We start from the raw sequence: 25,533 nt of genomic DNA, 5'->3' as shown, positions 1-25,533 counted from the left end.
TCGCCCCCGGGTGATCGCCTCGACGCCAGCCTCCGGGCTGGCGTCGTCGTTTCCGGGGTCCGCATCCCGTCGTGCCGGTTTCGCACCGCCTCAACACTGCTGGCCCTAGCCTGCGGATTGGACCATGCTCCAATGGAATGAGTTTCCACATCCGCAGCCCCGGGGGGATCGGCGATGTCTGGAGGTCGCAGGGAGAGTGGCGGCACCGCGATACCGTATTCGACGCGGGGCTTGACCCTGCGCTTCGTCTTGCTGACCGGGATGGCGATCGGCCTGGTCGGCATCTCCGCGCTGATCCAGGAGCTGCAGGCGGCCTCCACGGCGTGGATCATGGGCCAGAGCCATTGGTCGCGTGGCCAGCAGCAGGCCACCCATGCGCTGTCGCGGTACATCACCTCCGGCGATCCCGCCGACTTGGCCGCGACGCGGCAGGCACTGCGGGTGCCGCTGGGCGATCTGCATGCCCGCCGCGCCCTCGAACAGGCCCAACCGGACATTGCCGCGGCACGCCAGGGCTTCATCGAAGGCGGCAACGCCCGCGGTGACATCAACCGCCTGATCCTCTCCTACCGCTACCTGCGTGATCAGGCGTATTTCCGCGATGCGGTCCGCGTGTGGCGCGGCACCGATGACGATCTGCTGCAGCTGGCCGCCATCACCGACCGGGTCCAGGCCGGGCATGCCGCCGGCAGCCTGACCCCGGCGGTGGAGCAGGCCCTGCTGCGCCGGGTGCAGGCGCTGGACGTGGGCATGCAGAACCAGGCGCGTGCGTTCTCCAGTGCGTTGCTGCACACCGCCGCGATGGTGCGGATGACGACCTTCATCGTGGGCGGATTGTCGGTGCTGGCGATCACTCTGATCGCGGTGCTGCTGGCGCGGCGCGTGCGCAACGACCTGACCGAGCAGGAGAGCCGCTTCCGCGCGGCCTTCTACCAGGCCACAGTGGGCATGCTCAAACTCGACGAGGGCGGTCGCATCGTCGAGGCCAACCAGACGATGGCCGACATCCTCGACCATCGCCGCGAGGCGCTGCTCGGGCTGTCGTTGGCCGACCTGCTGGTGGAGGGCGAGCTGATCCTGGACGCGCACGGCCGGATCGACTGGCCGCGCCAGCTGCGCCCGGGCGAGCTGCGCTTCCTGCGTTCCGACGGCAGCCTGATGTGGGGGCGCTGGAGCGGGACCGTGGTACACACCCGGGCGCGGGCACCGACCGTGTTCGCGCTGGTCGAGGACGTCTCGCAGAACCATGCGCTGGCGCGCGAGGTGGAACACCATGCCAGCCACGATCCCCTGACCGGCCTGATCAACCGCCGCGAAATCGAGCGGCTGCTGGACCAGGCGTTGGCGGCGGTGCGTGCCGAAGGCGGTACCCACGCGCTGTGCTACATCGACCTGGACTACTTCAAGCTGGTCAACGACGGGCTCGGCCATGCCGCCGGCGACCAGCTCCTGCGCAGCTTCGCCGACTACCTGGTGGGGGCGGTGCGCGACGGTGACTGGGTCGGCCGCCTGGGCGGCGACGAATTCGCCCTGTTCCTGGCCAACGCCAGCCAGGACGAGGCCAAGCAGGTATTGCAGCGGGTGATCCGCACGCTTGGCCAGGTCAGCTTCCAGCATGGGGACGGCGCGCCCAAGGTGAGCTGCAGCATCGGCGTGGTCGAAGTGACCGCCGAGGCACCGGACGTGAACTGGTTGATGAGCGCGGCCGACAGCGCCTGCTACGCGGCCAAGGAGGCCGGCCGCAACCGCGTGCACTGCTACAACGAGAGTCGCATGGCGCTGGACGAGCGCCGCCACGAAGCGGAGCGGCTGGCCAATGTCTCCAGCGCGATCGCCGAGAACCGCATGCTGCTGTATGCCCAGCGCATCGAGCGGGTCGGTGACCCGGAGTTCCTGCATTACGAAGTGCTGGTACGCATGCGCAGCCCGGAGGGCGCCTTGCAGGGGCCGGCCGAATTCATGGGCGCGGTGGAACGCTATGGCATGGCCATGGCGCTGGACCGGCACGTGCTGTCGCTGCTGTTCCGGCATCTGCAGGTGTGCCCGAACCATGTGCAGCAACTGGGCCTGTGCAACGTCAACGTGTCGGCGCAGTCGATTGCCGAGCCGAGCTTCCTGGCGTTCGTCACCGACCTGCTCGAGCGCAACCGCGGCCTGGCCCGCAAGCTCTGCTTTGAGATCACCGAGACCGCGGCGGTCAGCAACCTGGCCCAGGCGCGCGCCTTCATCGATGCGGTGAAAGCGCGTGGCTGCCGCATGGCCCTGGATGATTTCGGCTCCGGGCTTTCTTCGTTCGGCTATCTGCGCCAGCTGCCGGCGGACATGCTCAAGATCGACGGCGTGTTCGTGCGCGACATGAACGTGGATCCGGTCAACCGTGCCGCCGTCCGGGCAATCACCGAGGTCGGCCGCGAGCTGCACATGATGGTGGTCGCCGAGTGGGTGGAATCGGCGGTGGTGGCCGACCAGTTGGCCCAGATGGGCGTGGAAGGCCTGCAGGGGTACGCGATCGAACGGCCGATTCCGCTGGAAAGGATGACGCAGTTGGCGATACGGCCGGTCCGGGCAGGGGGCTCGTCCGATCCCTGGCGGGGCATGCCATGATGCGATAATCGCCACCGGCGGCAGCGGACAAGGTGTCCGCAGGCGATCACGGGCGGGCAGGGCGCAGGTGTGAGCAACGGGGGCGGGTATTCAATCGGGTGGGCGGCGCTGATCATGGTGCTGCTGTGGCTGTTGCCATGGAGCCTGCAGGCGGCCCCGCGCGTGGGCCAGGATTTCCTGTTGCTCGGCGGGGCGACCGATGAAGTGACGCCGCAGCGTGCCTGCACGCCGGATGTGCTGGCGCGCCACCAGGAAGTGCTCTCGATCCCCGCGCCCGCCGCCGGCTGGTCGGGCAAGCCGCAGGCCGTGGATGTGTTCGGGGTGCTGACCGGCGAAGTGCGCATCAGCCACGGCGACCGCGAGATCTGCGGCAGCATGCACGATGCCCGCACGCGCGATTCGCGCTTCCGCGCCGGGGTCGGGTTGGTGGTCGTGCCCGAGGCCGGCGATCACGAGCCGATCGTGGTCTCCTGGACCCGCCCGCTCAAGGCCCGCTGGGTGCCGACCATCCAGCTCGGCGCGCCCAGTCCGGTCCAGCAGAACGACACCGCCCGCCTGCTGGTGCGTGCGGCCTGCATCGCCGTGGCGATTGCCCTGGCGCTGTCGGCGCTGATGGGCTGGGCCACCACCCGCGATCAATCTTTCCTTGTCTATGTCGGTGCCTGTGCCGTGTTCGTGCTCTGGCAGGCGGTGCTGGGCGGCCTGAGCGGCTATCCCGAGCCCTGGCTGCCGGTGCAGGACCGTGCCTCCTGGTGGCTGGTCGCGCTCACGGCGTTCAGCGAGGCGCTGCTGCTGCCGATCCTGTGGCGGCTCAGCGGTGGCGACCGGCGCTGGCCGCGCTCGCGCCCGGCGCAGCATCTCGTGCTGTGGGGGCTGGTCGCGATCGGGCTGAGCGTACCGCTGTGGGGGCTGGAGGGGCTGGGCGCGGTGGCGTTCGTGCTGGAGTGGAGCTTCCTGGCGGTCTGCACGCTGTGCCTCGGCGCGGGCCTGTGGGGCGTGTGGCGGCGCGATGCGCACGCACTGCCGGGTCTGGCCGCACTGGCCCCGTGGTGGATCATGATCGGGGCCGATGTGCTGGATGCGCGCTGGCTGGTGGCCTACCGGATCGAAGCGCTGCAGCTGGCGGCCACCTGGTTCCTGATGATGGCCGCCTATGCGCTCAACCTTCGGCTCGGGCGCCTGCGTCGCCAGCGCGATGAAATGCGCCAGCTGGCGGACACCGACATGCTGACCGGGCTGCCCAATCGCCGCGCCGGCCTGCGCCTGCTGGCCGAGTACCTGGAGCGGGCGCATCAGCAGCCGCATGCGTTGGCGATCGGCTTCCTCGACATCGATCTGTTCAAGGACATCAACGACCAGTTCGGCCACGACGTGGGCGACCAGGTCCTGGTCGCGGTGGCGCGCGCGCTGCGCGGGTCGGTGCGCAACCACGACGACGTGATCCGGATGGGCGGGGAAGAATTCCTGGTGCTGCTGCCCGGGGCCGGGCATGCCGCCGCCGTGGCGCGGCTGGAGACGGTGCGCCAGCAGGTGGCGGCGGTCACCCAGACGCTCGGCATCCCCGGCCTGACGGTCTCGGCCAGCATCGGGCTGGCGGTGCTCAGGCCCGGCAGCGATGACCTGGCCGGGCTGCTGCGCCGGGCCGACCATGCCATGTACTGCGCCAAGCGCAACGGCCGCAACCAGATCCATGATGGCGAGCGCACCACGACGGCCGGCGAGCCGGTACCGGCCTGAACCGCCCGCGCGCGGAAAAACGCAGCGGCGGCCGCCTTTTGCCCGATAATGGGCCGATGACAACCCGACTCAACAAGCATATCGCCGACACCGGCTTCTGTTCCCGGCGCGAAGCCGACCGCCTGATCGGCGAGCGCCGCGTCACCGTCAACGGCCATCCGGCCGGCACCGGTGCGGTGGTGGGCGAACAGGACGTGGTGCTGGTCGACGGCCAGCCGCTGCGCGCGCGCGAAGCGAAGAAGGCCGGTGGCCGCAAGCACGTCTACATCGCGCTGAACAAGCCGGTGGGCATCACCTGCACCACCGAGAGCTCGGTGAAGGGCAACATCGTGGAGTTCGTCGGCCACGAGCAGCGCATCTTCCCGATCGGCCGCCTGGACAAGGATTCGGAAGGCCTGATCCTGCTCACCAGCAACGGCAACATCGTCAACCAGATCCTGCGCGCCGAGAACGGCCACCAAAAGGAATACATGGTCGCGGTCAACAAGGCCGTCACCGATGAGTTCCTGCGCGGCATGGCCCGTGGCGTGCGCATCCGTGATGAAGTCACGCTGCCGTGCCGGACCAGCAAACTGGCCAAGTTCGGTTTCCGGATCACCCTGCAGCAGGGCCTGAACCGGCAGATCCGCCTGATGGCCGCCGCGTTCGGCTTCCGCGTCACCCAGCTGCGCCGCGTGCGCATCGACAACATCAAGCTCGGCGCGCTCAAGCCGGGGCAGTGGCGCAACCTCACCGATGCCGAGCTCAAGGGCCTGCTGCCCAAACAGCTGGACTGGTGATGCCGTGCGTCACGTGCTGACGCCGCACCCGGGCTAGACTGCGCAGGCACACGCTACCGCCTGCCACGATGATCAAGCCGTCCAAACCGGACAACGAAGCGCAGCGCCTGTTGGCGCTGCAGCGGTACCAGATCCTGGACACGCCCCGCGAGCGCTCCTTCGACGATCTGGTCACAATCGCCACCGCGCTGTGCGGCACCCGCATGGGCGCGGTGACCCTGGTCGACCAGGACCGCCAGTGGTTCAAGTCGCGGCAGCTGCTCGAGGCGGCTGAAACGCACCGGGACATTTCCTTCTGTGGCCACGCCATCCTGCAGCCGGACCAGGTGATGGTGGTCGAAGACGCCCTTGCCGATCCGCGTTTCTTCGACAATCCGGTGGTGGTCGACGATCCGCATGTCCGGTTCTATGCCGGCGCCCCCCTGCTGAGCAGCGAAGGGCTGCCACTGGGCACGCTGTGCGTGTTCGATGCCCTTCCGGGGCACCTGAGCGTGGGCCAGCGCGAGGCCTTGTCGGCGTTGTCGCGACAGGTCTCGCTGGTGATGGAGCTGCGCCGGTATGCCCATGAAATCCAGCAGCACATGACCGACCGCGCCTGGTACGAGCAGCGCCTGGCCGAATACAACGAACTGCTGGAGCAGCAGAACGCCGACCTGGCCGAGCAGAGCCGGACCGATCCGCTCACCGGCCTGCCCAACCGCCGTGCGATGAGCGCCGCGCTGGAAGCGGCCGTGATCGATGCCGATGGCCAACCGCGTGCGACCGCGGTGGCGCTGCTCGACATCGATCACTTCAAGACCGTCAACGATCTCTACGGCCACGCCACCGGCGACCATGTCCTGGCGGAACTGGCGCGGCTGCTGCGCGCGCATTTCGCCGGGCACGGCCTGGCCGCGCGGTACGGTGGCGAGGAGTTCGTGGTGCTGATGCCGGATACCCCGCTGGCCACGGCCGAACTGCAGTGCGACTTCCTGCGCATGGCGGTGGCCGATCTGCCGCTGGGCCTGCCGCTGACGATCAGCATCGGGGTGGCCGCGCACCGCCATGGCGACGCGATCGAGCAGACCCTGGCCCGCGCCGACGCGGCGCTGTACCGGGCCAAGGGTGACGGCCGCAACCGGGTCATCCGCGCCGACTGAGGCCGGTTTCGCAGGCGGTGCGACGGGGGCGCGGCAGACTGCCCAGCCCAGCCGACCGCCACCGCCATGCTGCAGACCCTGGCCATCGCCCATTACCGTTCCCTGCACGACCTGGTCGTGCCGATGGGGCGCTTGAACCTGGTTACCGGCGACAACGGCAGCGGCAAGTCCAGCCTGTACCGCGCGCTGCGGCTGCTTGCCGAAACCGCGCAGGGTGGTGTCGCCGCGGCGCTGGCCCGGGAAGGTGGGCTGGGCTCGGCGCTGTGGGCCGGCCCAAGCCAGATCGATGCGCGGATGCTGCGCGGCGAAGTGCCGGTGCAGGGCCAAACGCGCTCATCGTCGATCTCGCTGCGGTTGGGATTCGCCGCCGATACCTTCGGCTACGCCATCGATCTCGGTCTGCCGTTGGCAGGCAACTCCCTGTTCGACCTGGATCCGCAGATCAAGTGCGAGAGTCTCTGGGCCGGGCCGTTCCTGCGCAGCGCCAGCGCCCTGGTCGAGCGCCGCAACAGCGTGGTGCGGCGCCGGCAGGGAGGACACTGGCAGGTGGTTGACGAGCACCTGTCCGTGTTCGACAGCCTGTTCACCCAGGTGGCCGATCCGCAGCGCATGCCCGAGGTCCTGGCCCTGCGCGAATCGATCCGCGGCTGGCGCTTCTACGATCATTTCCGCAGCGACCAGGACGCGCCGGCGCGCCAGGCACCACTGGCCACGCGCACGCCCGTGCTCAGCCATGATGGCCATGACCTGGCCGCGGCGTGGCAGACCATCGTGGAGATCGGCGATCCGCAGGCGCTGGGGCGCTCGCTCGACGACGCATTCCCGGGTGCAGAGGTACGGATCGAACCGCATGAGGGCCGGCTGCACCTGAAGTTCCATCAGCCCGGCCTGCTGCGGCCGTTGGCGGTCGCCGAACTGTCCGACGGTACGCTGCGTTATCTGCTGCTGATCGCCGCGCTGCACACGCCGCGCCCACCACCGCTGATGGTGCTCAACGAACCGGAGACCAGCCTGCACCCGGACCTGCTGCCGGCGCTGGCGCGGCTGATCACCGCGGCGTCCGCGCGCACTCAGCTGTGGGTGGTGTCGCATGCCAGCCGGCTGATCGCAGCACTGTACGAATCACCGGACTGCCACCCGATCCGGCTGGAGAAACAGATGAGCCGCACCACCGTGGCCGGGCAGGGCCTGCTGGACGTACCGCCCTGGCACTGGCCGCGACGCTAGGCATCGGCGTCACCGGCTTCGCCTCACTCGGCGATGTTGCGCGCCTCGGAGGTCGCCAGGATTTCCGGGTGCTGGACCTTCCTGCGGCGGTTGAGCAGCGGGTGCAGGAACACCGCGCCGACGATGATCGCCACGCCCGCATAGAACAGCGGCGTCAACTCGCGCTGCTCGCTGAGCAGCACCATCGCCAGCAGGATCGCGTAGACCGGTTCGAGGTTGGTCACCAGCTGCGAGGTATAGGCGCTGATATGGCGCAGCGCCACCAGCGCGAGCGCGAACGGCAGCAGCGTGCACAGCCCGGCCAGGGTCAGCAGCAGCAGGCCGTCGTGCAGGTCCGGGATCACCCACAACGGGCTGGCCAGGGCCGGCAGCAGGAACGGCAGCGCCGGCGCCAGCAGGGTCAGGGTGAGGGTGCCCGCACCGAGTTCCAGCGCGGTCACGGTCAGCGGGTCGGCGTGGCTGACCAGACGCTTGTTGAACGAGCCGAAGATCGCCACCAGCAGCGCCGACAACGCGCCGATGAGCACGCCCAGGCGCATGCCGTCCGGCACGCCACCGACCACCAGCGCGACGCCGGGCAGCACCAGGAGGCCGAAGGCCAGTTCGCGGAACTGGAAGGGACGTTTGGCCACCCACGGTTCGATCACTGCGGTGAACACCGGCGCCAGCGCGATGCAGGTGGCCGCCACCGAGGCATTGGCCAACTTCACCGCACCATAGAAGGTCAGCCAGTGCAGGGCGACCAGGGCGCCCACGCCGCAGTAGCCGGCCACCAGACGCGGCGACAGCTGGCGCAGACCGCGCCACACGCGTGGCACCAGCGCCAGCATCGCCACCACCAGCAGCATGCGCCACCACACCAGCGGCAGGGCGGGCAGGGTGATCAGCTTGCCGAGGATGGCAGTGACGCCCCACAGCAGCACACAGAAATGGATTTGCAGCAGGGCTCTGCGGGTATCGGTCATCGGCATCCGCATATTGTGCGGCAAGCCGTGCCGCGAAGGATGCCTTCCACGCGATCCGCTGCATGGCCGTGGCATCCTGCGGCGATGACACGCCTCCACACCGATCCCGTCCGTGCCGCCCCGACCTCCGCGCTGCGCGCCTGGGCCGGCCTGACCGCGGTCATTGCCGTGGCCTCCCTGCTGCTGCAGTACCACCTGCTGCTGCGCACGCCTGGCCTGGGCGCGGCGGACGCGACGCTGCGTTACCTGGGCTACTTCACCATCCTCAGCAACATCGGGGTGGCCGCCGTCTGCCTGGCGCTGGCCCGCGGCCGTGGCGACGGCCTGGCCGGCCCCGTCCCGCGCGCGGCGGTGGCGTTGTTCATCGGCATCACCGGGTTGATCTACGTGATCATCCTGCGCCCGTTGTGGCACCCGCAGGGCGCGCAATGGTGGGCGGACGGGGGGCTGCATTACGCGGTACCGTTGCTGTACCTGCTGGGCTGGCTGGCCGGCCCGCACGGTGGCCTGCACCGGCGCGGGCTGCTCGGCGCGCTGGCGTTTCCGACGGTCTATCTCGGCTGGGCGCTGCTGGTCGGCCGGGTCAGTGGCCAGTACCCGTACCCCTTCCTGGACCTGGGCACGCTGGGCCTCGTGCTGGTCCTGCGCAACGTGCTGGCCGTGGGGGTGGTGTTCGTCGTGTGCGGCGGGCTGCTGTGGTGGCTGGATGGCGCGCTGGCGCAACGCCGCCGGCGCGGATAAGGGCGTCAGCCGCCGCCGAGCTGCTGCAGCTGGTCGCGCAGGGCTATCGCCGCGCCGGGATTGCGCTGCTTGGCCGCCCCGATGAACAGCACATAGACCTCGCGCGGCGGCGAGGCAGGCAGCTCGGCGCCGAGATGGGGCAGGTCCGGATTGTCCTCGCCCCGGGCCCAGCGCATCGCACGCAGGCACCACTGCTCCATCGCACGCGCCGGGTAGCCGGCGCGCAGGTTGGCGCGCGAGCCCATCAACCGCGCATAGATGAAGTCGGCCGTGGGGTCGGCGAAGCTGGGATGATCGTCCGAGCCACTGAACACCAGCGCGGCGCCATGCGCACGGGCGGCGGTCAGCAGCCCAGGCGTCCATGCCGCGGGATTGCGCACCTCCAGTGCGTGCTGCAGGCGGTGGCCGTCGACCTTGCGCGGCAGCATCGCCAGGAAGCGATCGAACTCGGCCGCACCGGCCGGATGGGTGTCGCCGAACTGCCAGATCAACGGGCCAAGCCGGTCTTCCAGCGCCGCGATGCCATCGATGAAACGCTCGGCACGTTCGCCGACCGTGGTGAGGTCATGGGTCTGGGTGATCGTGCGCGGGGCCTTGGCCGAGAAGCGGAAACCTTCGGGCGTCTGTTCGCGCCACTGCGCATAGATGGCCGGCTTCTGCGCGCGGTAGAACGTGCTGTTGATCTCGATGCAGCCCAGCTGTTGGCTGGCGTAGGCCAGTTCCTCGCGTTGCGGCAGCACGGCCGGATAGAACGTGCCGCCGCGCCACGCCGGGAACACCCAGCCACCGATACCCGTGCGGATGGAGCCGGCCGCTGTGCTCATGCGCCGCCCGCGGGGGCGGCCCACGGATCGTAACTGCCGAACCACCACAGATAGCCTTCCAGGTCCCGGCAGGCGTAACCGCGGCCACCGTAAGGCTGGTCGGCGATCTCGATCACGATCCGCGCACCAGCGGCGACGGCACGCGCGTGGTGCGCGTCCGGGTCGGCGACGATGACGCAGGCCGTCTGCGTCTGGCGGCCGTCGACCTCATCGGGCTGGACGCTGTAACGGCCCCATTCGCTGGCGTTGTCCACCGAGCCCAGCATGATCATGCCGTGGCCGTACACGAGTTGGGCGTGGTGGACGGTATCGCCATCGGCGTACACCGCGTGTTTCTGGAAGCCGAACGCCTGCTGCAGCCAGGCAATCGCGGCGTGGGCATCGCGGTAGCGCAGGCAGGGAATGATGGTGGCGGTGGTCGCGGCGGGCGCGGTCATGACGGGCCTCCTTCTGGCACAGGCGAGCCTGATCCGGGCCGCGTTACCATCGTGCGAAACCGGGGCATCGCGACCCTCGACGCCCCCGCCACACGCAACCGGAGACACTGCTTGAACACATCCTGGATCGGAGGCGCCGTGCTGCTCGCATGCGCACCCCTGGCATCGGCCGCCGTGCCGGCCGAACTGCAGCGGCTGGACGCCACCATCGAACGCGCTCGCACCGAGTTCGACATTCCCGGCATTGCCGTGGCGGTGGTCAAGGATGGCAAGGTGGTGATGGAACGCGGCTACGGCGTGCGCGAACTGGGCAAGCCGGACCCGGTCCAGGCCGATACGCTGTTCGCGATCGCCTCCAACACGAAGGCGTTCACCGCCACCTCGCTGAACCTGCTGGCCGAGCAGGGCAAGCTGAAGATGGACGACCGCGTGATCGATCATCTGCCCGGCTTCCGCATGTCCGATCCGTACGTCACCGGCGAGATGCGCATCCGCGATCTGCTTTCGCACCGCAGTGGCCTGAGCCTGGGGGCGGGCGACCTGCTGTTCTGGCCGACCACCTCCTACAGCAGCAAAGAGGTGGTGCAGCGTCTGGGCAAGGTGCCGCTGAAGGCGGGTTTCCGTGATCGCTATGCCTACGACAACATTCTCTACGCGGTCGCCCAGCAGGTGATCGAGCAGGTGTCCGGGCAGACCTATGCGGACTTCCTGCAGCAGCGCATCTTCACGCCGGTCGGGATGCGCGGCACCCGCTACAACGCCGACCATCTGCAGCCCGGCGACAACGCCGCGGTCGGGCACGCCAAGTTCGATTTCAGTCAGCTGCGCACCGTCGCGCCGCTGACCTGGTCCAACAATGCCGGCGCCGGCGGCATCTATTCCAGCGTCCACGACATGGCGCGCTGGATGAACGTGCAGCTGGCCCAGGGCACGCTGGAGAACGGGCAGCCGCTGTTCACCGCCAAGACCCAGCAGGCGATGTGGCAGATGATCACGCCGCAGGTCGTGCCCGAGCCGAGCGTGCCGCAGCTGGCCGCGGCGCGGCCGAACTTCGCCGGCTATGGCGAAGGCTGGAGCCTCAGCGACTACCGCGGCCAGAAACTGGTCTGGCATACCGGCGGCTGGCCGGGGATGGTGTCGCGCGTGACCCTGGTGCCGGAGCACAAGCTGGGCATCGTGGTGCTCACCAACCAGGAAGTCGGCGCGGCCTTCAACGCCATCACGATGGAAGCGCTGGACGCTTACCTGCAGGCCCCGGCCACCGACTGGGTCGCCGCCTATGCCGCTGCCGTTGCCAAGTCACAGGAAAAGGCGGACGAAGGCTGGGCCAGGCACCAGGCCGCGCGCGATGCGAAATCCAGGCTGTCGCTGCCGCTGTCGCGCTATGCCGGTGGTTACCGCGACGCGTGGTACGGCGATGTGTTCGTCGAACAGCAGGGCGGCAAGCTGCGCCTGCGCTTCGGCAGGACCGCGCAGTTGATCGGTACGCTGGAGCATTGGCAGCACGATACCTTCCTGGTGCGCTGGGATGATCGTTCGCTCAATGCCGATGCCTTTGTGAATTTCAGCCTCGATCCGGACGGCAAGGTCCGCGAGGTGCGCATGCAGGCGGTGTCCTCGCTCACCGATTTCAGTTTCGATTTCCAGGACCTGCTGCTGATGCCGATCGCCGTGGAGGCCAAGGGCTGAACCCCGTCGCCAGCCTGTGATGGGGGTGAGAGTAAAAGGGCAGGCCGCGGTGGGATAATCGCGGCCTGTTTTGTTTTTGGTGCACTGCGATGTTCCGCTGGTTCGAATCGATTATTCCGGTCTTCCCGCCGATCGACGCGCGCATGCCACCCCGCAAGGTGGTGCCGTTCTACATCCATTACCTGCGCCCGGTCTGGCCGGTGCTGCTGGCCACGTTGATCGCCGGCCTGCTGCTGGCACTGGTCGAAGTGGCGATGTTCGATTTCCTGGGCCGCATCGTGGACATGGTCGCCGAGCAGCCCGGCAGCGGCTTCTTTGCACGGCATGCCAACACACTGCTGTGGATGGCCGGCATCACCCTGATCGCACGGCCGCTGCTGGTATCGCTGCACAGCCTGCTGGTCAACCAGGCGATCGTGCCGGGCTTGAGCAACCGCTCGCGCTGGCTGATGCACAACTACGTGGTGCGGCAGAGCCTGAGCTTCTTCCAGAACGACTTCGCCGGCAGCATGGCCAACCGGGTGATGCAGACCGGCACCTCGCTGCGCGAGTCGGCGGTGCAGATGGTCGATTCGGTCTGGTACATCCTGGTCTACACCGGCACCGCGCTGTACCTGTTCGCACAGGCCGACTGGCGGCTGATGATCCCGCTGGCCCTGTGGATGGGCAGCTACGTGGTGATCATGTGGTACTTCGTGCCGCGCGCCAAGGAGCGGGCGTGGCTTGCCTCGGAGGCGCGTTCCAAGGCGATGGGCCGCATCGTGGATGGCTACACCAACGTGCCCACGCTGAAGCTGTTCGCCCATGGCGGGCGCGAGCAGGCCTACGTGGCCGAAGCGATCGGGGAACTGGCGACCAAGCACCGCGGCCAGACCCGGGTTACCACCGGGCTGGAAGTGACCATCGCCGTGGTCAACGGTTTCCTGATCGTGGGCACGTGCGCGCTGGCGCTGTGGCTGTGGAACGGGGGGCACATCACGGTGGGCGCGATCACCCTGGCCATCGGGCTGGTGATCCGCATCCACAACATGTCCGGCTGGATCATGTGGACGATCAACGGCATCTTCGAGGATATCGGTACGGTGCAGGACGGCATCACCACCATCTCGCAGCCGCTGACCGTGCAGGACCGTGCCGATGCCGTGCCTTTGCTGGTCAGCCAGGGCGCCGTGCATTTCGATCACATCCATTTCCATTACGGCAAGAGCGGCGGGGTGATCGCCGGACTCGATCTGAACGTGAAACCGGGCGAGAAGATTGGCCTGGTCGGTCCCTCGGGTGCCGGCAAGTCGACCCTGGTCAACGTGCTGCTGCGCCTGTACGACCTGGAAAGCGGGCAGATCCGCATCGACGGCCAGGACATCGCAGGGGTTACCCAGGAGAGCCTGCGCCGGCAGATTGGCGTGGTCACCCAGGACACCTCGCTGCTGCACCGTTCGATCCGCGACAACCTGCTCTACGGGCGCCCCGATGCGACCGAGGAACAGCTGCATGCGGCGGTGGCCAAGGCGCGTGCCTCGGCTTTCATCGACACGCTGGTGGACGGGGAAGGACGCCGTGGCTATGACGCGCATGTCGGCGAGCGCGGGGTGAAGCTCTCCGGAGGCCAGCGCCAGCGCATCGCGATCGCGCGCGTGCTGCTCAAGGACGCGCCGATCCTGGTGCTGGACGAAGCCACCTCGGCGCTGGATTCGGAAGTGGAAGCGGCCATTCAGGACAACCTGGACGAACTGATGACCGGCAAGACGGTGATCGCGATCGCGCACCGGCTGTCCACCATCGCGCGCATGGACCGGCTGGTGGTGATGGACCAGGGCCGCATCGTGGAGACCGGCACGCACGCCGAGCTGATCGCGGCGGGCGGGTTGTATGCACGCCTGTGGGCGCGGCAGACCGGTGGCTTCGTGGCCGCCGACGCGTAGGTCCACGCCTGGCGTTGATTCATCTGGTTCCGTGACAAAAAAAAGACGGCCCGGGATCCCCGGGCCGTCAGCAGGCTCATCCACGCATGGCGTGGATTTACTCGATCGGCTGGTCCAGCATCAGCTGGCGCGCGAAGCGCACCGGCGGAGCGCCGTAGGACAGCATCTGGTCGTGGTAGGCCTTCAGGTTGAACTTCGCCCCCTGCTTGTCCTGTACGGCCTTGCGCGTGTCGAAGTGTTCCTGCGCACCGACGAAGTAGGTCGGCAGCTGCGCGGAGGTCAGCTGTGCACGCACCCACTTGCCCGAGGCTTCGCTTTCCTGCTGGAAGGCGTCGTGGGTCATCAGGTGCATCGCCTGCTCACGCGTCCAGTTGTCCACGTGCACGCCCTGGTCCAGGATCGCGTTGGAGATGGTGCGCAGGTAGAACTTCAGCTGCACCAGGTGGAACAGCGGATCGTTGTCCAGGTAACCCTGCTCCTGCATCATCCGCTCGGTGTAGACCGCCCAGCCTTCGGCGAACAGGCCCGAACGCAGCACCGCGCGCAGCGTCGACGGGAACTTGCCCGAGTGCCAGCCTTCCAGGTAATGGCCCGGCGTGCCTTCGTGGATGCTCAGCAGGTGGATCATGCGGCTGTTGTATTCGCGCAGGAACGAATCGACCTGCTTGTCGGTCCAGTCGTCCGGAATCGGCGAGACCGCGTAGAAGGTCTTCAGGTTCTTGTCGAGCGGGCCCGGCGAATCGCAGTAGGCCACGGCCACGCCACGCTGGAATTCCGGCATCAGGATGATGTCGACCGGGGAATCGGGCAGCGTCATCAGGTCGTGCTTGCGCACGAATTCGGTGGACTGCTCCAGCGCGGCCTTGGCGTCTTCAACGACCTTGTCGCGTGCCGGCTTGTCCGCATAGGCCAGCTCCAGCGCGGCTTCGATCGCGGCCTGCTGCTGCTCGTCGCTCGGGTTGGCCGGCAGCGCCGGGGCGCCGGGCTTGTCCTTGAGCACGGTCTGCGCGATGCCGTACATGTCCTGGCGCACGCGCTTGAGTTCGGCACGCGCGCGCTCGCCGATCTCGGCGCGCGAGAGCGAGGAGTTCAGGGCGAACTTCAGCTTCTGGTCGTACAGGTCGGCGCCGATGCGGAAGTCACCCTTGGCGTTCGGCACCAGGGTCTTGTCCAGCCAGGTCTGCTGTTCGTCGACGGCCTTCTTCAGGCCGTCGATCGCGGCCTGCAGACGCTTCTGGTCTTCGGCCGGCAGTTCACCGATGTGCGGGGTGATGAAGGTATCGACGATGCTGAGGATGCCGCGGTTCTGCTTGGCCACGGTCTCGGCATGGATCTTCGGCACGCGGGCCGGGTCCAGGTTCTCGCGCGCCTGGGCGAAGATCTGCGGCAGCTTCTCCATGCGCGCGGTCGCCGACTTCAGGCGGTCCGGCAGCGGCGCAAACTCACGCGCCATCAGGCCGTACAGCGCGCTGCCGGCCATGCCGTTGTACATCTGCGGATCCCACTTGGGCGACTGCAGCACTTCCGCCGTCCAGACTTCGGACTGCAGCTGGTTGCGCAGGATCGCCGCATCCACCTGGTTTTCGCGCGAGAGCTTGCTGACATCGATCTTGTCCAGATCGCCGAGCAGCGCCTTGTACGCGGTCAGCACCTTCTGCTGGCCGGCGGCGCTGAGGTCGTCGATCTCGCTGTCGTAGCGGTGGTCGCCGATCTGCGTGGCGCTGATCGGGGACAGCTGCATCCAGGTGTCCAGGGCGCGCTTGGACAGGTCGGCGAAGGCCGCATCGACCGCGGCATCGCCGGCCGGGGTGGCCGCTTCGGTGCCGGTGGCGGGCGTCGGGGAGTCGGCCTGCTGGCAGCCACCAAGGGCGGCGATCAGGGCGAGGGCAAGCAGATGCTGGCGCATCGGTGTTCCTGTACTGGGGACAATACCCGAGCATAGGGCCGATGGCCCCCTTTGTCCCCGTGCCATTGGATTACCATGCGCTGTGAAATTCACCGCCGTTGATGGAGCTGAACTGTGATTGGATGGACAGGAGGGGCCCGCGCCGGGCTGGCAGGGATGCTGCTGTTGGGCCTGGTGGCCTGTGGCCGCAGCGGGCCGAACTACGCCGCCGATGCGGCTGCCGGGGCCGTCGCGTCGCCGGAAGGCGCGTTCCTGGCCTACGAACACGACATTCGCATCCAGCTCGATGCGCAGCGCATCAGCGCGCGGGTCAAGGCGGTCTCCGAGGCCTGCCAGAGCAATCGCTTCGGCGACTGCGCCGTCCTGCAGGTGGGCGAGGAGGGCGGTGAAACCCGGTCCGGCTCGATCCGCGTGCGCATCGCGCCGAAGGGCGTGGAACCGATCATCGCCCTGGCCGGTGAAGGCGGCGATGTGGCCTCGCGCAACACGCATGCCGAAGATCTGGCCCAGCAGGTGGCCGATACCGCGCTGACCCAGACGCGGTTGCAGAAGGAACACGCGCAGCTGCAGGCGTATCAGCAGCGCAGCGACATGAAGGTGGCCGACCTGCTGGCGGTCTCGCAGCGCATGGCGGAGATCGAGGCGGGGCTGGAGCAGGCCAACAAGGACGCCGCACAGCAACGCCGGCGGATCGATACCCAGCTGGTGACGATGAACTTCGAAGGCCCGGCCGGGCAGCGCAGCCGCAGCGAGATCGGCAAGGCGTTCAGCGAGTTCGGGGCGATCTTCACCACCAGCATCGCCTTCGTGATCCGCGCGGTGGCGGCCCTGCTGCCGGTCGGCGTGGTGGTGTGGGCGGTCGGTGCCGTGGTCGTGGCGCTGTGGCGCCGCCGCAAGCGTCGCAAGGCCGCCGCGGCCGCGCGCTGATGAAACGGGTCGTGCCGCGCCTCAACGCGCGGCACGACCGTTGACTCAACCTTCGTCCTGCTCGTATTCGACGAAGACATCCAGCTCCAGCGCCAGCTCCTGCACGGCATCGCGCACGCGCTGGGCGCCGAGTGCATTGCCGACTTCCACTTCCAGTTCGTGGGTACCCGGGCCGATGTCGTCGGAGAGGCCGGCCGAGCTGGAATCGTCGTCGTCCATGTGCGGCATCAGGTCGTCGGTTTCTTCGACGTGTTCGATCCCCTCGATGCTCTGCAGCAGGTCGGTGATGGCACGTGCATCGTCTTCGGTGCCGGTGATTCGCAGTCGCAACAGGGCCATGGGTCGAGCCTCGGGGGAAAGGGACTCCAGCCTAGCCAGCGGACGGAAAAGGCCGGGTGAGGACGCGCGACGGACCGCGGCGTGCGGTTCAGTCGTGCGTGCCGTCGGCAGGGGGCAACCCCAGCAGTTCGTCGGGCAGCGCGGGCAGCGGGGTGCGTTCGTCCAGCGCCTCGCGCTTGAGCCAGTCCATGAACGCCTGCGCGGTCGGGCTGAGCGGGCGGTGCTCGGCGTGCACCACGTAGTAGGCGTAGCGTGCCTTGAGCGCAGGCCCGGGCAGGCGCACCAGCTCGTAGCGCTGCAGATAGGGCTGCGCGATGTGTTTGCGGGCGAGCACCGCGCCGATGCCATACACCGCCGCGCGCATCGCATCGGTGCTGTCGCTGAAGGTGTGCAGCGACGGCAGATCCAGCCCGCGCACGCCGGCAGCGCGGAACCAGTCGCGCCAGCCCTGCGGTGACATGTCGCTGAGCAGCGGCAGGGCAGCGATCTGCGCCGGTTCGCGCAGCGTCGAGACGCCCACCAGGGACGGCGAGGCGACCGGGCACAGTTCGTCGTCCATCAGGTGATGCGCGGTCATGCCGGGCCACTGGCCCAGCCCGTAGCGGATGCCCAGCTCCGGGCCGGTCTCGTCGAAGCGGACCAGCTCGGTGCTGGTCTGCAGCTCGATGCGCATGCGCGGATGCTGGTGGGTGAAACGCGGCAGGCGCGGGATCAGCCAGCAGTACGACAGCGAGCGGATGGTGGTGACCCGCAGCGGCACGATGTCGGCCTGGGGATGCAAGTTGCCGGCCACCGCATTGAGATCGCTCAATGCCGCCGCGGCCGCATCGGCCAACTGGCGGCCCTCGGCGGTCAGCCGCACGCCGCGCGCATGGCGCTGGAAGAGGACCGTGCCCAGCAGATCCTCCAGCCGCCGCACGTGGTGGCTGACCGCACTGGCGGTGAGGTGCAGTTCCTGGGCGGCATGGGCGAAGTTCTGGTGGCGGGCGGCTACCGCGAACACCCCCAGGGCGGGCAGCAGGGCAGGGCGGAGGATCATGGTCGAGACCCAAATCATATTTGTGGCTTGCACGGATACTACGCGCTTGTGGGCGCGCAGCGGCAGGCGGATGCTGTCGCCCTTCCTCCCAGGATTCACGCGCATGTTGCCGTCCCTTACCGCTTGCCCCGCGTGTCTGCCTTGCTTGGGGGGCGGGTCATGAGCGGGGCGCCGCTGGCCGCCGGCACGGTCGAGCGCGATTGGCGCACGCCGTTGGAGCTGACCGTGCTCGGCGCGATCTGGGGCTGCTCGTTCCTGTTCATGCGCGTGGCCGTGCCTGCCTTCGGACCCTACGCACTGGTGGAGGTGCGGCTGCTGCTCGGCGCGCTCGTGCTGCTGCCGTTCCTTTGGCAGGCGCGGGCGCAGTTCCCGGCCCGCCGCTGGCTGTGGCTGGCGCCGATCGGCCTGATCAACTCGGCCATCCCGTTCGTGCTGTTCGCCTGGGCCGCGCAGCGCGCCCCGGCGGCGATCGGTGCGATCTGCAATGCGATGACAGTGCTGTTCGCCGCGCTGATGGCCTTCCTGTTCTTCGGCGAGAAGATCGGCATGCGCCGCGCGATCGCCCTGCTGGTCGGCTTCGCGGGGGTGGTAGTGCTGGCGACGGCCAAGGTCTCCGGCCTGAGCATCGGCGCGGCGGTGCTGGCCGGTGCACTGGCGGCGCTGCTGTACGGCCTGGGCGTCAATCTGGTGAAGCGCCACATGACCGGCCTGCCGCCGGCGGCCTCGGCCGGCGCCACGCTGGGTTGCGCGGCGATCCTGCTGCTGCCGATGGCGCTGACCCACTGGCCGACCGGCCCGATCCCGATGCTGTCCTGGGCCTGCGCGATCGCCCTGGGCGTGGTCTGCACCGGCCTGGCGTTCCTGATGTTCTACCGCCTCATCGCCCGCATCGGCCCGGCGCGCGCCTCGACCGTGACCTATCTGGTGCCGATGTTCGGCGCACTGTTCGCCTGGTTGTTCCTGGGCGAACCGGTGACCGGCGCGATGGTGGTGGCGGGTGTGTTGATCCTTGGCAGCGTGGCGGCATCGCAGCGATAGGCCGGCGGGTCCGCGTGCAGCCACCCATGGGGTGGCTCTACCGGGGCATCCGGACGCTGACGCGTCGGTTATCTCATCCTCAGCGCACCGGCACCGGAATGTTGCACAGGTCGATGTGGCCCGCCGGGCGCTTGTAGAAATCATCGACGCGGTTGCGGCGCGCTTCGGTCGCATCGGCGAAGGTCCTGGAGTCGGTGCGCAGCACCTGCAGCTTGGGGCGCTCCGCCGCCGGGACGTCGCTCGCACGCTGGATCGACTGGATCGCGGTGCGCTGCGCCGGATCGGTGTAGAAGCCCATCGGCGCCGGGCCGCGCGGCAGGGCGCTGAGCAGTTCCATGCCCTGCAGCACGCGGCCGACCACGGTGATGTTGCGGTCCAGCTGACGCGGTGACTGTCCGGTCACCACGTACAGCTCCGCGCCGATGCTGCTGTCTTCCTCGTTGTTGCGGCCGGCACCCAGCGCGCCATAGCAATGCGCCAGCCAGGTCTTGCCGTCCTTGCGGTCCTGGCCCACCGGGAAGCCGTCGACGAAACCGGTCTGGTCGGCCCAGCCATCACGGTCGGGCAGCAGGCTGACCTTGAGCCCCTTGCTGTCGCGCTGGAACTCGGCCGGGAGCTTGCGCGTGGCGCTGCCGAGCGGCTTTGCCTTGGCGGCATCATCGGCGTCGGCATCGCCGAACTGCACCACGAAATTGTCCTGCGCGCGGTAGATGCTCTCGCCATCCCAGAAATGTTCGTGGGCAAGGGTCTGGATGTTGGCCACGTGCTGCGGCGCGAACGCCGGGGCCAGCTCGATGATGACGCGGCCGGCCGGCAGGTTCATGTACAGCAGGTTGGCCGGGTCGGGCGTGCGCCAGTCGCTGTCCGGCGAGGCGTCCAGAATCTGCTGCGGGCTGCGGTAAGGCGTGGCCGCGCTGGCCAGGGTGGGGAGCAGGCAGGCCAGGGCGAGGGCGAGCAGGGCAGGACGACGTGGCGACATGGCGGACCCGTTCAGGAAGGTAGTGCCCCGATTGTGCGCGAGCACGCCAGCCACGGCCAGCCGGCCATGCCCACCGGCACGGTGACTAACGACACATCCGCTATAGCGAACTTCGGACTAGTGTGGACTCCACGCTAGCGGAGACCGCCATGAGCGACCACGACGTCCACCTGAAGAAGTTCCAGAAAGAGCTCAGCTCCGGCACGGTCTCACTGGCCCTGCTGGCGGTCCTGGCCAAGGCCGGCGAGCCGCTGTACGGGTACCTGATCGCCAAGGAGCTGGAGCGGATCGGCGAGGGCGTGCTGAGCGGCAAGCAGAGCGCGCTGTACCCGGTGCTGCGCAACCTGGAAGGGGCCGGGTTGCTGGAAAGCCATGTTGAACCGTCGGTGGCGGGTCCGCCGCGCCGCTACTACCGCATCAATGACACGGGCCACGAAGTGCTCAGGCAATGGACCGCCGCGTGGCGCGCCACCCGTGATTCCGTCGATTCCGTCCTGGAAGGGGTAACCGAATGAACATCGAGTCCGTGGCCGGTCGGGCCTTGCCGACCACCATTCCCGCGTATCTGGCCCAGCTGCGCGCGGCGCTTCACGACGCCGATCCGGCGATGGTGCAGGACGCCCTGTACGACGCCGAGGAATACCTGCGTTCGGAGCTGGCCGCCCAGCCGGGTCGCAGCGAGGCCGAGGTGATCGCCGATGTCGCCGGCAGCTATGGCGCGCCGGAAGAAGTCGCCGACATCTACCGCGAGACCGAGATCACCGTGAACCGCGCGCTGCGCACGCCCAGTGCCGGGACGGCGCCGCTGCGACGCGCTGCGCCGGTCAGCACCGGCGCGGAATCGGTGCCGCCGCCGGCCCCGCCCAGGCCGCGCTCGGCACTGGCCCGTTTCTTCGGTGTCGCGCTGGAGGCCCGCACCTATGGCGCGCTGTTCTACATGCTGCTGTCGCTCGCCACCGGCACGTTCTTCTTCACCTGGGTGGTCACCGGCCTGTCGCTGTCGCTGGGCCTGATGGTGCTGATCATCGGCATTCCGGTGGCGGTGCTGTTCTTCGGCTCGGTGCGCGGCCTGTCACTGCTGGAAGGGCGGCTGGTGGAAGCACTGCTGGGCGAGCGCATGCCGCGCCGACCAACGTACTCCGACCGCAGCCGCACCTGGCTGCAGCGCATCGGCGACATGTTCACTGACGGGCGGACCTGGCTGACCCTGCTCTACTTCGTGCTGATGCTGCCGCTGGGCATCGTCTACTTCACGATCGCCACCACGCTGTTGTCGACCTCGATGGGCTTGATCTGGGCGCCGGTGGCGGCGCTGTTCTCCAGCAGTTACGTAGGACTGCACATCGACGGCAGCCAGATGCTGCCGGTCTGGATCACACCGCTGCTGGCGGTGGTCGGCGTCCTGCTGCTGTTCGCGACGCTGCACCTGGCCCGCGGCATCGGCCGCCTGCACGGGATGATGGCCAAGCACCTGCTGGTGCGGCTGTAAACGGGACACGAGGATGGCGAGGGTGACGACCAACGGTCGTCACCTACCGGCGCTGCAGGTGCCGACCGTTGGTCGGTACGGATCGCTCAGCCCGCTTTACGGCGCAGCGGCGTGACGTTGCTCGCGATCTTCGCGGCCTTCTTCGGCTTGCTGGCCACGGTCTGGGCATGGGCGGCGAAGAAATCGCGCACCTTCGGGTAGACCGTTTCGCGCCAGCGGCGGCCGCTGAAAATACCGTAGTGGCCGGCGCCTTCGACGATGAAATGCTCGCGATGCGCGGCCGGGATGCCGGTGCACAGTGCCTGCGCGGCTTCGGTCTGGCCGAGCCCGGCGATGTCGTCCAGCTCGCCTTCGATGCTCAGCAGCGCAGTGCCGGTGATGGCGGTGGGATCCACGCGTTCACCCTGCACGTACCACTCACCGCGCGGCAGCAGGAACTCCTGGAAAACCACGCGGATGGTGTCGAGGTAGTACTTGGCCGGCATGTCGAGCACGGCGTTGTATTCGTCGTAGAAACGACGGTGCGCGTCGGCATCTTCCATGTCGCCCTTGACCAGGTCGGCATAGAAATCCCAGTGCGAACTGAAATGGCGGCTCGGGTTCATCGACAGGAATCCCGCATGCTGCAGGAAGCCCGGATACACGCGGCGGCCGGCACCCGGGAAGGTGGCCGGTACGGTGTGGATCACGTTGTTCTCGAACCACGACATCGGGTTCTGCGTGGCCAGGTTGTTGACCGCGGTCGGACTGCAGCGCGCATCGATCGGGCCACCCATCATCACCAGCGAACGCGGCGTGGTTTCGCCACGGCTCGCCATCAGCGAGACGGCGGCAAGCACCGGCACGGTCGGCTGGCAGACGCTCACCACATGCAGCTTCTCCGCACCGAGGTGGCGTATGAATTCCTGCACATAGGCGATGTAGTCATCCAGCCCGAACTCGCCTTCGCTGCCCGGCACCATGCGCGCATCGACCCAGTCGGTGACGTACACGCGGTGGTCGCGCAGCAGGGTGCGCACGGTATCGCGCAGCAGCGTGGCGTGGTGACCGGACAACGGCGCCACCACCAGCACGAACGGCTGGTTGAGCATGGTGTGCAGCTGGTCGGCTTCATTGCTGTGGCGCTTGAAGCGCAGCAGTTTGCAGAACGGCTTGCTGATCTCTTCGTGGACGACGATCGGCACGCGCTCGCCCTCGACGTCGATTTCGTTGATGCCCCACTCGGGCTTCTCGTAATCCTTGCCGATGCGGTGGAACAGCTCGTTCACAGCGGCCAGGCGATCCGCGCCGGGCATCTGCGACCACCAATGACCTTGATTGGCGAAGAACTTCGCGTTGGCCTGGGCCTGGTGCACCCACGGGGCGAGCAGGTTGCGGGTCAACTCATGCAGCTGATATAGCATGACGTCCAATATGTATGGTCTTATGTTGCCGCGCAGCATAGCGTACCCGTCGCGCGGGCGCGTTAATGCGGGTCCTGTCTCAATTGTTATGGAGACTCACGGTGCCCCGCGTTCCAGCGCGGCCGCATGGCCGGCCAGCGCCGGTGACAGCCAGCAGTGCGAGCCCAGCGGGGTGAAGCCGACGCGCTTGAGCTGGCTGCGGTACCAGCGGGCTGGGCGCGCCTGGAAGCCCTCGTGATCCCCGTCGAAGTCGTCCTCGGCGGTGAACGCCTCCAGGAAGGCAACGCCGGCAGTCAGTTCGGCGAAGCCCTCCAGCGCCGGGCGCAGCTCGCGGCTGGGCACGTAGTGCATCACGTCCGAGCAGATCAGCAGATCGACCGGCGCGCACGGGCGCAGCCACGCGAAATCGCCGACCCTGGCCGGGTGCAGGTTGCGGCTGCGGCCGTAGCGGAGCACGGCGTAATCGCTGCTGTCGAAGCCGAGGTACTGCACGCGGGGGCGAAGTTTGAGCAGCGGGGCACGCCAGGCGCCTTCGCCACAGCCGATGTCCAGCACGCTGCGGATCGGCCGTTCCAGGTAGTACTCGGCACTGGCCACCGCGAGCGCCACCTTGCGCGCGAGGCGCGCGGCGCCACCGGTCTGGTCAGGCTGGTACCAGCGCTGGAAGTAGGCGGCGTCGTAGGTTTTGTCCATGGAGAATGTGCACGTGGGTGAAAGCGGCGTCTATCGTACGGCGTGGCGCACGTGTATGCGTCGTTGAGGTGTGGCGATCGGTCGCGTCAGCCACCCATGGGGCGGCTCTACCGGGCGTGCGAGAATGGCGGCCAACCTACGCCAGCCGCGGGAGCAAGCGCATGCAGAGTTACTACTGGGTCAAAACCTTCCATCTGCTGTTCGTGGTGGCGTGGATGGCGGCGGTGTTCTACCTGCCGCGGATCCTGGTCAACCTCAGCGAGACCGCCGGCCAGCTGCCGGTGACCGAGCGGCTGCAGCTGATGGGTCTGCGCCTGTACCGGTTCGGCCACATGATGTTCGGACTCGCGCTGATCCTGGGCCTGGTGCTGTGGCTGGGCTACCGCGTGATTCCGGATTTCCCGACCATGGTCGCCCCCGGCGCGGCCGGCTGGCTGCATGCCAAGCTCGGCCTGGTGGTGCTGCTGCTGGTGTATTACTCGTGGACCGGGCGGCTGCTGAAAGGCGCGGTCAAGGGCAGGGTGCTGCCGTCCTCGCGCGCGCTGCGCTGGTTCAACGAACTGCCGCTGGTGCTGTTCATCGGCGTGGTCTGGCTGGTGATCGCCAAGCCGTTCTGAAAAAAAAAAGCCGGGCGCTTGCGCGTCCGGCTTTTTCGTCTGCGCCGCAGCCCGATCAGGCGGTTTCGTAGGTCCCGTAGCTGCGCAGGCGCTCGTAACGCTTCTGCAGCAGCTCATCGACCGGCAGCTTCTCCAGCACGTCCAGCTCGTTGAGCAGCACGGCCTTGAGGCGCTTGGCCATCTGGTTGGGATTGCGGTGGGCGCCACCGGTCGGCTCACGCAGGACCTTGTCGACCAGGCCCAGGCTCTTCAGGCGCGGGGCGGTCAGGCCGAGCTGTTCGGCGGCGTCCTTGGCCTTGGCCGGGTCCTTCCACAGGATCGAGGCGCAGCCTTCCGGGCTGATGGTCGAGTACACGCTGTATTCCAGCATCACGGTGCGGTCGCCCACGCCCAGCGCCAGCGCGCCACCCGAGCCGCCTTCACCGATCACGGTGCAGACCACCGGCACCTTCAGTTCGGCCATTTCCATCAGGTTGCGCGCGATCGCTTCGGACTGGCCGCGCGATTCGGCGTCGATGCCCGGCCAGGCGCCGGCGGTATCGATCAGGGTCAGCACCGGCAGGCCGAAGCGTTCGGCCATCTTCATCAGGCGCAGCGCCTTGCGGTAGCCCTCCGGCTTGGGCATGCCGAAGTTGCGCCTGATCTTTTCCTTGGTGTCGCGGCCCTTCTGATGGCCGATCAGCATCACCGAGCGGCCACCGATGCGGGCCAGGCCGCCGATGATCGCCTTGTCGTCGGCGAAGGCGCGGTCGCCGGCCAGTTCCTGGAACTCATCGCAGATGATGCGGATGTAGTCCTCGGTGTACGGGCGGGACGGATGCCGGGCCAGCTGCAGCACCTGCCAGGAGGTCAGGTTGCGGAAGATCTGCGCGGTGCGCACCCGCAGCTTGTCCTGCAGGGCATTGACCTCGGCCTCGACATTGACCGCAGGTCCGGCGCTGGCGCTGCGCAGTTCCTGGATCTTCGCCTCCAGATCAGCGATGGGTTGCTCGAAGTCGAGGTAGTTCGGATTCATCGGAAACCGTCGTGAAGAAAAGAG

At 68.1% G+C, this 25,533-nt stretch carries 23 protein-coding genes; 13 read left to right on the top strand and 10 right to left on the bottom strand.

What is annotated here, in order from left to right:
* Window positions 1-174 precede the first annotated feature (174 nt).
* The 5 genes from HH110_RS12600 to HH110_RS12580 all read left to right on the top strand — a co-directional run bounded on the left by HH110_RS12600 (window position 175) and on the right by HH110_RS12580 (window position 7,486).
* Entirely contained in the window at window positions 175-2,604 is a 2,430-nt protein-coding gene (locus HH110_RS12600) for a bifunctional diguanylate cyclase/phosphodiesterase (RefSeq protein WP_176989992.1), read from the top strand.
* Window positions 2,605-2,718: 114 nt separating this feature from the next.
* The gene (locus tag HH110_RS12595) at window positions 2,719-4,341 is read left to right on the top strand and encodes a diguanylate cyclase (protein ID WP_176989991.1); all 1,623 of its coding nucleotides are present in this window, start codon (window positions 2,719-2,721) and stop codon (window positions 4,339-4,341) included.
* Window positions 4,342-4,397: 56 nt separating this feature from the next.
* Complete coding sequence (locus tag HH110_RS12590) at window positions 4,398-5,120, top strand: pseudouridine synthase (RefSeq protein WP_019184431.1); 723 nt, start codon at window positions 4,398-4,400, stop codon at window positions 5,118-5,120.
* A 68-nt stretch (window positions 5,121-5,188) separates the two neighbouring features.
* Entirely contained in the window at window positions 5,189-6,259 is a 1,071-nt protein-coding gene (locus HH110_RS12585; protein WP_176989990.1) for a sensor domain-containing diguanylate cyclase, read from the top strand.
* Between the two features lie 66 nt (window positions 6,260-6,325).
* Complete coding sequence (locus HH110_RS12580) at window positions 6,326-7,486, top strand: AAA family ATPase (protein ID WP_176989989.1); 1,161 nt, start codon at window positions 6,326-6,328, stop codon at window positions 7,484-7,486.
* A 23-nt stretch (window positions 7,487-7,509) separates the two neighbouring features.
* Here HH110_RS12580 and HH110_RS12575 read toward each other — a convergent pair whose 3' ends face one another.
* Complete coding sequence (locus HH110_RS12575) at window positions 7,510-8,457, bottom strand: DMT family transporter (protein ID WP_176989988.1); 948 nt, start codon at window positions 8,455-8,457, stop codon at window positions 7,510-7,512.
* Window positions 8,458-8,535: 78 nt separating this feature from the next.
* On the opposite strand from HH110_RS12575, the gene HH110_RS12570 reads away from it, so the two are divergent.
* A complete protein-coding gene (locus HH110_RS12570) occupies window positions 8,536-9,192 on the top strand; it encodes a Pr6Pr family membrane protein (protein WP_176989987.1) in 657 nt (218 codons plus the stop codon).
* A 5-nt stretch (window positions 9,193-9,197) separates the two neighbouring features.
* Here HH110_RS12570 and HH110_RS12565 read toward each other — a convergent pair whose 3' ends face one another.
* Both HH110_RS12565 and HH110_RS12560 read right to left on the bottom strand, forming a co-directional pair.
* The gene (locus tag HH110_RS12565) at window positions 9,198-10,016 is read right to left on the bottom strand and encodes a DUF72 domain-containing protein (protein ID WP_176989986.1); all 819 of its coding nucleotides are present in this window, start codon (window positions 10,014-10,016) and stop codon (window positions 9,198-9,200) included.
* Window positions 10,013-10,453 carry a VOC family protein gene (locus tag HH110_RS12560; RefSeq protein WP_176989985.1) on the bottom strand — a complete coding sequence of 147 codons (441 nt, stop codon included), beginning with the start codon at window positions 10,451-10,453 and terminating at the stop codon, window positions 10,013-10,015. The genes HH110_RS12565 and HH110_RS12560 overlap by 4 nt, the downstream gene beginning before the upstream one ends.
* A gap of 111 nt (window positions 10,454-10,564) precedes the next feature.
* On the opposite strand from HH110_RS12560, the gene HH110_RS12555 reads away from it, so the two are divergent.
* Both HH110_RS12555 and smrA read left to right on the top strand, forming a co-directional pair.
* Window positions 10,565-12,142: a serine hydrolase gene (locus tag HH110_RS12555; RefSeq protein WP_176989984.1), complete on the top strand. Its 1,578-nt coding sequence runs from the start codon at window positions 10,565-10,567 to the stop codon at window positions 12,140-12,142.
* A gap of 89 nt (window positions 12,143-12,231) precedes the next feature.
* Window positions 12,232-14,064, top strand: a complete 1,833-nt coding sequence (gene smrA, locus HH110_RS12550) for a multidrug efflux ABC transporter SmrA (RefSeq protein ID WP_176989983.1) — start codon at window positions 12,232-12,234, stop codon at window positions 14,062-14,064.
* 97 nt (window positions 14,065-14,161) lie between these two features.
* Here the strand turns inward: smrA and HH110_RS12545 are convergent, their stop codons facing one another.
* Entirely contained in the window at window positions 14,162-15,970 is a 1,809-nt protein-coding gene (locus HH110_RS12545; protein ID WP_176989982.1) for a DUF885 domain-containing protein, read from the bottom strand.
* A 156-nt stretch (window positions 15,971-16,126) separates the two neighbouring features.
* On the opposite strand from HH110_RS12545, the gene HH110_RS12540 reads away from it, so the two are divergent.
* Window positions 16,127-16,897: a DUF4349 domain-containing protein gene (locus HH110_RS12540; protein ID WP_176989981.1), complete on the top strand. Its 771-nt coding sequence runs from the start codon at window positions 16,127-16,129 to the stop codon at window positions 16,895-16,897.
* A gap of 45 nt (window positions 16,898-16,942) precedes the next feature.
* On the opposite strand, the gene HH110_RS12535 is transcribed toward HH110_RS12540, so the two are convergent.
* Entirely contained in the window at window positions 16,943-17,236 is a 294-nt protein-coding gene (locus HH110_RS12535) for a hypothetical protein (protein ID WP_019184421.1), read from the bottom strand.
* A gap of 88 nt (window positions 17,237-17,324) precedes the next feature.
* A complete protein-coding gene (locus tag HH110_RS12530) occupies window positions 17,325-18,275 on the bottom strand; it encodes a LysR substrate-binding domain-containing protein (protein WP_176989980.1) in 951 nt (316 codons plus the stop codon).
* 159 nt (window positions 18,276-18,434) lie between these two features.
* Here HH110_RS12530 and HH110_RS12525 point away from each other — a divergent pair, with 159 nt between their 5' ends.
* Window positions 18,435-19,313, top strand: a complete 879-nt coding sequence (locus HH110_RS12525; RefSeq protein WP_176989979.1) for a DMT family transporter — start codon at window positions 18,435-18,437, stop codon at window positions 19,311-19,313.
* 79 nt (window positions 19,314-19,392) lie between these two features.
* On the opposite strand, the gene HH110_RS12520 is transcribed toward HH110_RS12525, so the two are convergent.
* A complete protein-coding gene (locus tag HH110_RS12520; protein WP_176989978.1) occupies window positions 19,393-20,292 on the bottom strand; it encodes a peptidylprolyl isomerase in 900 nt (299 codons plus the stop codon).
* A gap of 149 nt (window positions 20,293-20,441) precedes the next feature.
* On the opposite strand from HH110_RS12520, the gene HH110_RS12515 reads away from it, so the two are divergent.
* Complete coding sequence (locus tag HH110_RS12515) at window positions 20,442-20,807, top strand: PadR family transcriptional regulator (RefSeq protein WP_176989977.1); 366 nt, start codon at window positions 20,442-20,444, stop codon at window positions 20,805-20,807.
* Window positions 20,804-21,781, top strand: coding sequence for a sensor domain-containing protein (locus HH110_RS12510; RefSeq protein WP_176989976.1), 978 nt, complete (start codon window positions 20,804-20,806; stop codon window positions 21,779-21,781). The genes HH110_RS12515 and HH110_RS12510 overlap by 4 nt, the downstream gene beginning before the upstream one ends.
* A gap of 86 nt (window positions 21,782-21,867) precedes the next feature.
* Here HH110_RS12510 and HH110_RS12505 read toward each other — a convergent pair whose 3' ends face one another.
* Window positions 21,868-23,223, bottom strand: coding sequence for a polyhydroxyalkanoate depolymerase (locus tag HH110_RS12505; protein ID WP_176989975.1), 1,356 nt, complete (start codon window positions 23,221-23,223; stop codon window positions 21,868-21,870).
* A gap of 57 nt (window positions 23,224-23,280) precedes the next feature.
* Complete coding sequence (locus HH110_RS12500; RefSeq protein WP_176989974.1) at window positions 23,281-23,877, bottom strand: class I SAM-dependent methyltransferase; 597 nt, start codon at window positions 23,875-23,877, stop codon at window positions 23,281-23,283.
* A gap of 161 nt (window positions 23,878-24,038) precedes the next feature.
* Between HH110_RS12500 and HH110_RS12495 the strand changes: the two genes are divergently transcribed.
* On the top strand, window positions 24,039-24,494 hold the full coding sequence (locus HH110_RS12495; RefSeq protein WP_176989973.1) for a CopD family protein: 456 nt from the start codon (window positions 24,039-24,041) through the stop codon (window positions 24,492-24,494).
* 55 nt (window positions 24,495-24,549) lie between these two features.
* On the opposite strand, the gene HH110_RS12490 is transcribed toward HH110_RS12495, so the two are convergent.
* Window positions 24,550-25,509, bottom strand: coding sequence for an acetyl-CoA carboxylase carboxyltransferase subunit alpha (locus HH110_RS12490; RefSeq protein WP_176989972.1), 960 nt, complete (start codon window positions 25,507-25,509; stop codon window positions 24,550-24,552).
* Between the last annotated feature and the right edge of the window lie 24 nt (window positions 25,510-25,533).

Origin of the sequence: Stenotrophomonas sp. SAM-B, assembly GCF_013387485.1 — a bacterium.
In the GTDB taxonomy this organism is placed as follows: Bacteria; Pseudomonadota; Gammaproteobacteria; order Xanthomonadales; family Xanthomonadaceae; genus Stenotrophomonas; species Stenotrophomonas maltophilia_AA.
This window is presented reverse-complemented; position numbering and strand designations above follow the sequence as displayed.

Excerpts from the sequence above, each read along its gene's own strand:
- HH110_RS12505 (WP_176989975.1), bottom strand. The coding sequence starts at position 23,223 with ATGCTGCGCGGCAACATAAGACCATACATATTGGACGTCATGCTATAT.
- HH110_RS12515 (WP_176989977.1), top strand. The coding sequence starts at position 20,442 with ATGAGCGACCACGACGTCCACCTGAAGAAGTTCCAGAAAGAGCTCAGC.
- HH110_RS12600 (WP_176989992.1), top strand. The coding sequence starts at position 175 with ATGTCTGGAGGTCGCAGGGAGAGTGGCGGCACCGCGATACCGTATTCG.
- HH110_RS12530 (WP_176989980.1), bottom strand. The coding sequence starts at position 18,275 with ATGATCCTCCGCCCTGCCCTGCTGCCCGCCCTGGGGGTGTTCGCGGTA.
- smrA (WP_176989983.1), top strand. The coding sequence starts at position 12,232 with ATGTTCCGCTGGTTCGAATCGATTATTCCGGTCTTCCCGCCGATCGAC.
- HH110_RS12590 (WP_019184431.1), top strand. The coding sequence starts at position 4,398 with ATGACAACCCGACTCAACAAGCATATCGCCGACACCGGCTTCTGTTCC.
- HH110_RS12520 (WP_176989978.1), bottom strand. The coding sequence starts at position 20,292 with ATGTCGCCACGTCGTCCTGCCCTGCTCGCCCTCGCCCTGGCCTGCCTG.
- HH110_RS12565 (WP_176989986.1), bottom strand. The coding sequence starts at position 10,016 with ATGAGCACAGCGGCCGGCTCCATCCGCACGGGTATCGGTGGCTGGGTG.
- HH110_RS12575 (WP_176989988.1), bottom strand. The coding sequence starts at position 8,457 with ATGCCGATGACCGATACCCGCAGAGCCCTGCTGCAAATCCATTTCTGT.
- HH110_RS12560 (WP_176989985.1), bottom strand. The coding sequence starts at position 10,453 with ATGACCGCGCCCGCCGCGACCACCGCCACCATCATTCCCTGCCTGCGC.
- HH110_RS12510 (WP_176989976.1), top strand. The coding sequence starts at position 20,804 with ATGAACATCGAGTCCGTGGCCGGTCGGGCCTTGCCGACCACCATTCCC.
- HH110_RS12540 (WP_176989981.1), top strand. The coding sequence starts at position 16,127 with ATGCTGCTGTTGGGCCTGGTGGCCTGTGGCCGCAGCGGGCCGAACTAC.
- HH110_RS12570 (WP_176989987.1), top strand. The coding sequence starts at position 8,536 with ATGACACGCCTCCACACCGATCCCGTCCGTGCCGCCCCGACCTCCGCG.
- HH110_RS12525 (WP_176989979.1), top strand. The coding sequence starts at position 18,435 with ATGAGCGGGGCGCCGCTGGCCGCCGGCACGGTCGAGCGCGATTGGCGC.
- HH110_RS12595 (WP_176989991.1), top strand. The coding sequence starts at position 2,719 with ATGGTGCTGCTGTGGCTGTTGCCATGGAGCCTGCAGGCGGCCCCGCGC.
- HH110_RS12535 (WP_019184421.1), bottom strand. The coding sequence starts at position 17,236 with ATGGCCCTGTTGCGACTGCGAATCACCGGCACCGAAGACGATGCACGT.
- HH110_RS12580 (WP_176989989.1), top strand. The coding sequence starts at position 6,326 with ATGCTGCAGACCCTGGCCATCGCCCATTACCGTTCCCTGCACGACCTG.
- HH110_RS12500 (WP_176989974.1), bottom strand. The coding sequence starts at position 23,877 with ATGGACAAAACCTACGACGCCGCCTACTTCCAGCGCTGGTACCAGCCT.
- HH110_RS12585 (WP_176989990.1), top strand. The coding sequence starts at position 5,189 with ATGATCAAGCCGTCCAAACCGGACAACGAAGCGCAGCGCCTGTTGGCG.
- HH110_RS12490 (WP_176989972.1), bottom strand. The coding sequence starts at position 25,509 with ATGAATCCGAACTACCTCGACTTCGAGCAACCCATCGCTGATCTGGAG.
- HH110_RS12545 (WP_176989982.1), bottom strand. The coding sequence starts at position 15,970 with ATGCGCCAGCATCTGCTTGCCCTCGCCCTGATCGCCGCCCTTGGTGGC.
- HH110_RS12495 (WP_176989973.1), top strand. The coding sequence starts at position 24,039 with ATGCAGAGTTACTACTGGGTCAAAACCTTCCATCTGCTGTTCGTGGTG.